This is a genomic window from Sphingopyxis sp. SCN 67-31 (assembly GCF_001725095.1).
The window spans coordinates 1-7313 of record NZ_MEFH01000149.1; the positions used below are offsets into that span (position 1 = coordinate 1).

A 7313-nucleotide genomic window follows, 5' to 3' on the forward strand; every position below is an offset into this window, starting at 1 on the left:
CGTCTTCCTCGACCGCGGCGAAATCGTCTCGCAGCGCGGGCGCCGCAAGAACGACATCGAGCGTTTCTTCGCCGAACCCGGCGACCTTGCGCAGGGCGCGCCGCTAATCGTGCTGATAGACGCCGGATCGGCATCGGCGTCCGAAATCGTGGCCGGCGCGCTGCAGGACCAGCACCGGGCGCTGATCATGGGCGAACGCAGTTTCGGCAAGGGGTCGGTGCAGACCGTGCTGCCGCTGACCGACACGACGGCGCTGCGCCTGACGACGGCGCGCTATTACACCCCGTCGGGTCGCAGCGTGCAGGAAGGCGGGATCGAGCCCGATATCCGTGTGCCGCAGTTGTCCGACCCCGATTACAAGGATCGTCCGCGCTTTCGCGAAAGCGACCTGCGCCGCCATCTGATCAACGAGAAAAAGGTCGACAACAGCCTGCTCGAAAAGGACGAGAAGGACGATCCGCGCTTCACCGCCACCGCCGAGGAGCTGAAGGCCAAGGGCATCGACGATTATCAGCTCTATTATGCGCTGCAGACGATCGGTCGCATCGGCCCGTCGACTTCGCGTATGGCGCAGGCGACCAAGCCCGCCGCCAAGCCGACGACGCGCAACTAAGAGGGGCTGAACCACGATGCGAATGTCGCGTTACGCCGCGCCGCTTGCCGCGCTTGCCATCCCGCTGGCGCTCTATGGCGGTGCGCTGGTGTCGCAATTCGGCTTCGGACTCCACCCGTGCGAGATGTGCTACTGGCAGCGCTGGCCGCATCAGGCGGCGATCGTGCTGGCGGCGCTGGCACTGCTGCTCTCCCGCAATACGGCGGCGATGCGCGGGCTGACCCTGCTCGCCGCAATCGCCATCGCGATCAGCGGCGTCATCGGCGTCTTTCACGCCGGGGTCGAATATGGCTTCTGGGAAGGGCTGACGACATGCAGCACCGGCGTCAGCGGACCGGTATCGCTCAGCGACATCATGGCGGCGCCGATCACCCGCTGCGACGTCCCGCAATGGACGCTGCTCGGCGTTTCGCTCGCCGGTTTCAACGCGATCTTCTCGCTCGCCGGCGCGGCGTTCGTCTTGACCTTGCTGCGCCGCCGTCCCACATCGGCGGCATGATGACAGCTGACCGCAAAACGGCCTCGATGATCCGCGTCGATCAGGCGGGCGAATATGGCGCGACGCGCATTTATGCGGGTCAGCTCGCGGTGATGGGCGACCGCCATCCGATGGCGCGCGAGATCGCGCATATGGCCGAACAGGAAGAGCGGCACCGCAAATTTTTCGACGCGATGGTCGCGCGCCGCGGCGTGCGCCCCACCGCGCTTCAGCCGTTCTGGAACGTCGCGGGCTTCGCGCTCGGCGCCGTCACCGCCGCGATGGGGCCGCGCGCCGCCATGGCCTGCACCGCCGCCGTCGAGACCGAGATCGATCGCCATTATCGCGAACAGCTCGATACGCTGGGCGACAGCGACCCCGAACTGAGCGCAGCGGTTGCCGATTTCCGCGCCGAAGAGCTGGAGCATAAGGAAGCGGCGATTGCCGCGGGGGCCGAAAGCGCACCCGCCTATCCGTTGCTCAGCCTCGCGATCCGCGCGGGCTGCCGCGCAGCCATCGCGCTGTCGAAGCGTATCTGATAGGGTTCCACGGGGAAAGCCTGACCGTTCAGCGCGGATGCAGGCAGCGGGTGGCAAGCCGCCCGAAACGAAAAGGAAATGACGATGACCCGCCTGCCGCTTGCCATGCTGATCCTCGCCGGGGCAGCGATCGCCCAGCCTGCCGCCGCGCAAGATACGGGGCCGGTGGGCCCTGCGAATGAGAAGATCAATCAGGTCATCGTCTATGGCAACGACAAATGCCCCGAGGCGAATGGCGATGAAATCCTGGTCTGCGCCGTGCTGCCCGAAGGCGACCGTTACCGTGTCCCGCAGATTTTCCGTGGCGGCGACCCGCTCGACCCGCGCAACGAAGCCTGGGTGAATCGGGTCGTATCGCTCCAGCGCGTCGGCCGCTTCGGCACCGACAGCTGTTCGCCGGTCGGACTCGGCGGCTTCACGGGCTGCACCCAGCAATTGCTCGCCGGCGCCAAGGCCGAGCGGCAGGCCGCCGACAAGACCGACTGGCAGGCGATGATCGCCGACGAGCGCGCCAAGCGCCTCGCCGGGATCGACGCTGCCGCCGACACGGTCGAAGCAGCCGTCGTCGCCGAGGAAAAGGCGCTGGCCGACCGGCAGAAGCAGGCCGAAGAGACGGCGCCCGCAACCGACGCACCGGCAACCGACAATCCCGACGCCGAACCGCTGCCGGTCCCCCCGCCGCGCTGATTTGCGGCACGGCGCGCGGCGCGCGCCTCTCTCTACCGCCATTTTCGACTCGGGCAGAGTTCGGCCTCGCCACGCGGGCTGATGGGGCGCGCCTTCGCGCCCGGCGCCCGGCGAAACAACCGAATCTGCGGCAATATCAGCCGTCGGACCCGATTTTGTTGCGATTCTGCGGTGAATCGAACCCGAAAATTAACGAATCGCTGGCAACCTGTCTTGACTTGGGAATTTTCGGCTGAAAACTTCGCATTTATGGGAATCGCCAGCCGGGGAGGCTGAAAAACAACATGGCATCGACCTTCGAACCGCGCCTTTGGCGCCGCGCTACCGCCAGCGTTCCACCGGCACGCAGTCTGGGTCGACGCATGACCTGGCACGCCGCCGCCGCGCTGATCGTTTTTGCGGCCCTCCAGGTCTGGCTGGTGATGAGCGCGGTTTCGGCCGGCGCCCCGTCGATGCTGGCGGTCGTGTCGCTGATCGTCGTCCTTGCGCTCGCGCTTCCCGTCGCGCGCTCGACCGAGCGGCGCTGGTATCATCTGAGCCGCCAGGCGCTGGCAAGCTGGGGGCTGCACGCCCGCTTCCGCCGCGATGTGCGCCGCCTGTGGGTTGCCGCGATCACCCTGCCCTTCCTGTGGGTCAGCGGTGCGATGGCGGCCACCGATGCCATCGCCGCCATCGCGCGCTGAAGCGCACGTCATCCGACTTTGATTTTGACGCCCCGCCGCGCGCCGTATAGGGCGCGGCCATGCTGAGTGTTTCCGAAGCCCTCGACCGCGCGCAAATGCTGTGCGCCGCCGCGACCAAGGCGGGCGCCGACGCCGCCGACGCGCTTTACTATTGCAATGCCGCGACCTCGGTCTCGATGCGGCTCGGCGCGCTCGAGGATGTCGAGCGGTCCGAGGGGCAGGATATCAGCCTGCGCGTTTTCGTCGGGCAGCGCAGCGCCAGCGTCTCGACCGCCGACATGGATGCCGCCGAACTGGCGAAGCTCGTCGAGCGCTGCGTTGCCATGGCACGCGAGGCTCCCGAAGATCCCTATGCGGGCCTTGCCCCCGCCGACCGCCTGTTCACCGGCCCGGTCCCCGATTTCGATCTCGACGACGGCAGCGAAGCCGATCCCCAGGCGCTGCGCGAGGCCGCGCTGGCGGTCGAGGAGGCCGCGCGCGCCGTCACCGGCGTCACCAACAGCGAAGGCGGCAGCGCGAGCCACAGCCGCACGCGCTTCGCGCTCGCGACGAGCCATGGCTTCGCCGGCGGCTATGGGTCGAGCGGGCACAGCCTGTCGGCGAGCGTCATCGCCGGCGAAGGTGCGGCGATGCAGCGCGATTATGGCTGGCACAGCGCGCATCATCTGTCCGACCTCGAAAGCGCCGCCGAAATCGGCGCGCGCGCCGGAACCCGCGCCGTCGCGCGGCTGAACCCCGGCAAGGCGCCCGTCGGCAAGGTGCCGGTCGTCCTCGATCCGCGCATCGGCAGCAGCATCGTCGGCCATCTGCTCGGCGCGATCGCCGGCCCCGCGATCGCCCGCGGCACCAGCTTCCTGCTCGGCAAGGAAGAGCGGGCGCTGTTCGACAGCGCAATCGTCGTGCGCGACGAACCGCATCGTCCGCGCGGGCTGCGCAGCCGGGCCTTTGACGGAGAGGGCCTGCCGACCGCCGCCCGCGATATCGTCGCCGATGGCCGCATTACGGGGTGGCTGCTCGACACCGCGTCGGCGAAGCAGCTCGGGCTCGAACCGACCGGCCATGCGAGCCGCGGCGGCGGCGCGTCGGGGGTCTCTGCCAGCAACCTGCATCTCGCGGCCGGGTCGATCACGCCCGACGCGCTGATCGCCGACATCGACCGCGGCGTCTATATCACCGAACTGATCGGCCAAGGCGTCAACCCCGTGACCGGCGATTATAGCCGCGGCGCGTCGGGTTTCCTGATCGAGGGCGGGCGGATCGCCGGCCCGATCGCCGAATTCACGATCGCGGGCAATCTGATCGACATGTTCGCCGCGCTGGTCCCCGCCGACGATCTGGTCTTCCGCCACGGCACCAATGTGCCGACGCTGCGCATCGACGGCATGACCGTCGCCAGCAGCTAGGCCGGCCGCCCGATGCCCGCGCGCAACCTGGAAGCCGTGATCGCCGCGACGCGCGAGGTCGGCGACATGGCGATGGCGCGCTGGCGCGGCGAGGGCAAGGCGGTCAATGTCTGGCACAAGTCGGAAAATAATCCGGTCAGCGACGTCGATCTGGCGGTCGACGCCCGGTTGAAGGCGGTTCTCGGCGCGATGGTGCCGGAGGCCGGATGGCTTTCGGAGGAAACCGCGGACAACAGCGACCGGCTGTCGCGCCGTTTCATGTGGTGCGTCGACCCCATCGACGGCACCCGCGACTTCATCCGCGGCCGTCCGGGCTGGGCGGTGTCGGTCGCGCTGGTCGTCGACGGCGCCCCCGAAATCGGCGTGCTCTACGCGCCCGCGCTCGACGAACTGTGGGTCGCCCGCAAGGGTCAGGGCGCGACGCTCAACGGCGAAACGCTGCGCGCCAGCCGCCGGATGATCTTCAACGGATCGCGCGTTCCCGCCGACAGCCTGCCCAAGATCGACCGCGACCTCATCATGGTGACAAAACCCAACAGCATCGCGCTGCGCATGGCGCTGGTCGCCGACGACCGCGCCGATCTGGTCGCGACGCTGCGCTGGGGTTTCGAATGGGACGTCGCCGCCGCGGCGCTGATCGCGACCGAGGCCGGTGCGACTGTCACCGACGCCTTTGGCGAGCCGCTCGTCTTCAACACGCCGCGCGCGCAGGCCTTCGGCGTCATTGCCTGCGCGCCGGGTATTCATCGCGCGGTCGTCAACCGGCTCCACGACCGCGCGGTGGCGCTGACCGCCGACGATTGAGGCGCGCCCCGGCAGGCTGCAAAAGCCGCCGCTTCGCTTGACAATTCGCCCGACTCACCCTAATTGCCGCTGCATTCCAACACCCTGACCGGACGGCGAAACGCTCAGCGCGTCTTCGTGGTCCGTTTTTTGCGTTGGAAAACAGACGCTTTGAGATAGGGATCGTTTGCCAGCGAACCCTGTGGAGCAGGAGAAAGAACAGATGGCACGTATCGCGGGCGTAAACCTGCCCACCAACAAGCGCGTAATCATCGCGCTCACCTACATCCACGGCATCGGCCGCAAGACCGCCGTCGACATCGCCGACAAGCTCGGCATCGACCACACCCGCCGCATCCAGGACCTGTCGGACGCCGAAGTCCTGCAGATCCGCGAAACGATCGACGCCGACCTCACGGTCGAGGGTGATCTTCGCCGCAACACGGCGATGAACATCAAGCGTCTCATGGACCTCGCCTGCTATCGCGGCCTGCGTCATCGCAAGGGCCTTCCGGTCCGCGGCCAGCGCACGCACACCAATGCGCGCACCCGCAAGGGCAAGGCCAAGCCGATCGCCGGTAAGAAGAAGTAAGAGCAGAGATTCGTCCGGGGGACGGATTTCCTTATTTCTCCGCCGGAGGTCGCCATCGCACTGGCACCACCGGTCGTTTTCAGGATTTAGGGTTTAGGAATTCAAAATGGCTCGTGAACCGCAGCGCCTTCGTCGGCGCGAACGCAAGAATATCTCGTCGGGCGTCGCCCACGTCAACGCGACCTTCAACAACACGATGATCACCATCACCGACGCGCAGGGCAATGCGATTGCCTGGTCGAGTGCCGGCATGATGGGCTTCAAGGGCAGCCGCAAGTCGACGCCCTATGCAGCGCAGGTTTGCGCCGAAGACGCCGGCAAGAAGGCCGCCGAACATGGCGTCCGCACGCTGGAAGTCGAAGTGAAAGGCCCCGGCGCCGGTCGTGAATCGGCCCTGCGCGCGTTGCAGGCGGTCGGTTTCCACATCACGTCGATCCGCGACGTGACGCCGATCCCGCACAACGGCGTACGTCCGGCCAAGCGCCGCCGCGTCTGACGTTTCCGGACTGGCGGTCTTCGGGCCGCTCTGCCGTCACCATATCTAACGCAGGACAGGCTCGACCCGCCCCGCCCGTCCCGCCCAAAGCAAAGGGAAGTCCATGACTGTCAATATCCGGAACTGGCAGGAATTGAAGAAGCCCAGCAACCTGGAAATCAAGGCTGGCAGCGACAGCAAGCGCAAGGCCACCTTCGTCGCCGAACCGCTCGAACGCGGCTTCGGCCTGACGCTTGGCAACGCGCTGCGCCGCGTGCTCCTGTCGTCGCTCCAGGGTGCGGCCATCACGTCGATCAAGATCGAGAACGTCCTGCACGAATTCTCGAGCCTGGCCGGCGTGCGCGAGGACGTGACCGACATCGTCCTCAACGTGAAGCAGATCGCGCTCAAGATGGAAGGCGAAGGCCCGAAGCGGCTGCAGCTTTCGGCGACCGGTCCCGCGACCGTCAAGGCCGGCGACATCATGGTGTCGGGTGACATCAAGGTGATGAACCCCGATCACGTGATCTGCCACCTCGACGACGGGGCGACGCTGAACATGGAACTCGTTGCCGACACCGGCAAGGGCTATGTTCCCGCGACGGCCAACCGTCCGGCCGACGCGCCGATCGGCCTGATCCCGGTCGATTCGCTCTACTCGCCGGTGCGCCAGGTCGCCTACAAGGTCGACAATGCCCGCATCGGTCAGGAACTGGACTATGACAAGCTGTCGCTGACCGTCGATACCGACGGCACCGTGACCCCGGAAGATGCCGTCGCCTATGCTGCGCGCATCCTCCAGGACCAGCTTCAGGTCTTCGTCCACTTCGAAGAAGCGATGAACGACAGCGGCCTCATCGGCATGGCGGCTCCGTCGGCTTCGACCGAGGAATCGGACGTCAACCAGCTCAACCGCTTCCTTCTCAAGAAGGTCGACGAGCTCGAACTGTCGGTTCGTTCGGCCAACTGCCTCAAGAACGACAACATCATCTACATCGGCGACCTGGTCCAGAAGACCGAGGCCGAGATGCTCCGCACGCCGAACTTCGGCCGCAAGTCG

Annotated in this window: 10 protein-coding genes; all 10 read left to right on the forward strand. The window is 66.9% G+C overall.

Annotated features, from left to right (window positions below; genetic code table 11):
• The coding region (locus ABS88_RS22010; RefSeq protein WP_286750590.1) for a S41 family peptidase at positions 1–613 on the forward strand (613 nt) is incomplete at its 5' end.
• 22 nt (positions 614–635) lie between these two features.
• Positions 636–1112, forward strand: a complete 477-nt coding sequence (locus tag ABS88_RS22015; RefSeq protein WP_286750593.1) for a disulfide bond formation protein B — start codon at positions 636–638, stop codon at positions 1110–1112.
• Positions 1112–1630 (forward strand): demethoxyubiquinone hydroxylase family protein, encoded by a 519-nt coding sequence (locus ABS88_RS22020; RefSeq protein ID WP_051066299.1) that lies wholly within the window; start codon positions 1112–1114, stop codon positions 1628–1630. Before ABS88_RS22015 ends, ABS88_RS22020 begins: the two co-directional genes overlap by 1 nt.
• An 84-nt stretch (positions 1631–1714) precedes the next feature.
• On the forward strand, positions 1715–2317 hold the full coding sequence (locus tag ABS88_RS22025) for a hypothetical protein (protein ID WP_058813104.1): 603 nt from the start codon (positions 1715–1717) through the stop codon (positions 2315–2317).
• Between the two features lie 362 nt (positions 2318–2679).
• Positions 2680–3000 carry a hypothetical protein gene (locus tag ABS88_RS22030; protein WP_234178554.1) on the forward strand — a complete coding sequence of 107 codons (321 nt, stop codon included), beginning with the start codon at positions 2680–2682 and terminating at the stop codon, positions 2998–3000.
• Between the two features lie 59 nt (positions 3001–3059).
• Entirely contained in the window at positions 3060–4403 is a 1344-nt protein-coding gene (locus ABS88_RS22035) for a TldD/PmbA family protein (RefSeq protein WP_086457186.1), read from the forward strand.
• 12 nt (positions 4404–4415) lie between these two features.
• Positions 4416–5207, forward strand: coding sequence for an inositol monophosphatase family protein (locus ABS88_RS22040; RefSeq protein ID WP_286750591.1), 792 nt, complete (start codon positions 4416–4418; stop codon positions 5205–5207).
• 202 nt (positions 5208–5409) lie between these two features.
• Positions 5410–5778 (forward strand): 30S ribosomal protein S13, encoded by a 369-nt coding sequence (gene rpsM, locus ABS88_RS22045; RefSeq protein ID WP_003040400.1) that lies wholly within the window; start codon positions 5410–5412, stop codon positions 5776–5778.
• A gap of 106 nt (positions 5779–5884) precedes the next feature.
• A complete protein-coding gene (rpsK, locus tag ABS88_RS22050; protein ID WP_003040416.1) occupies positions 5885–6274 on the forward strand; it encodes a 30S ribosomal protein S11 in 390 nt (129 codons plus the stop codon).
• 103 nt (positions 6275–6377) lie between these two features.
• Positions 6378–7313, forward strand: a 936-nt coding sequence (locus ABS88_RS22055; RefSeq protein ID WP_286750592.1) for a DNA-directed RNA polymerase subunit alpha, incomplete at its 3' end; no start/stop codon positions are given.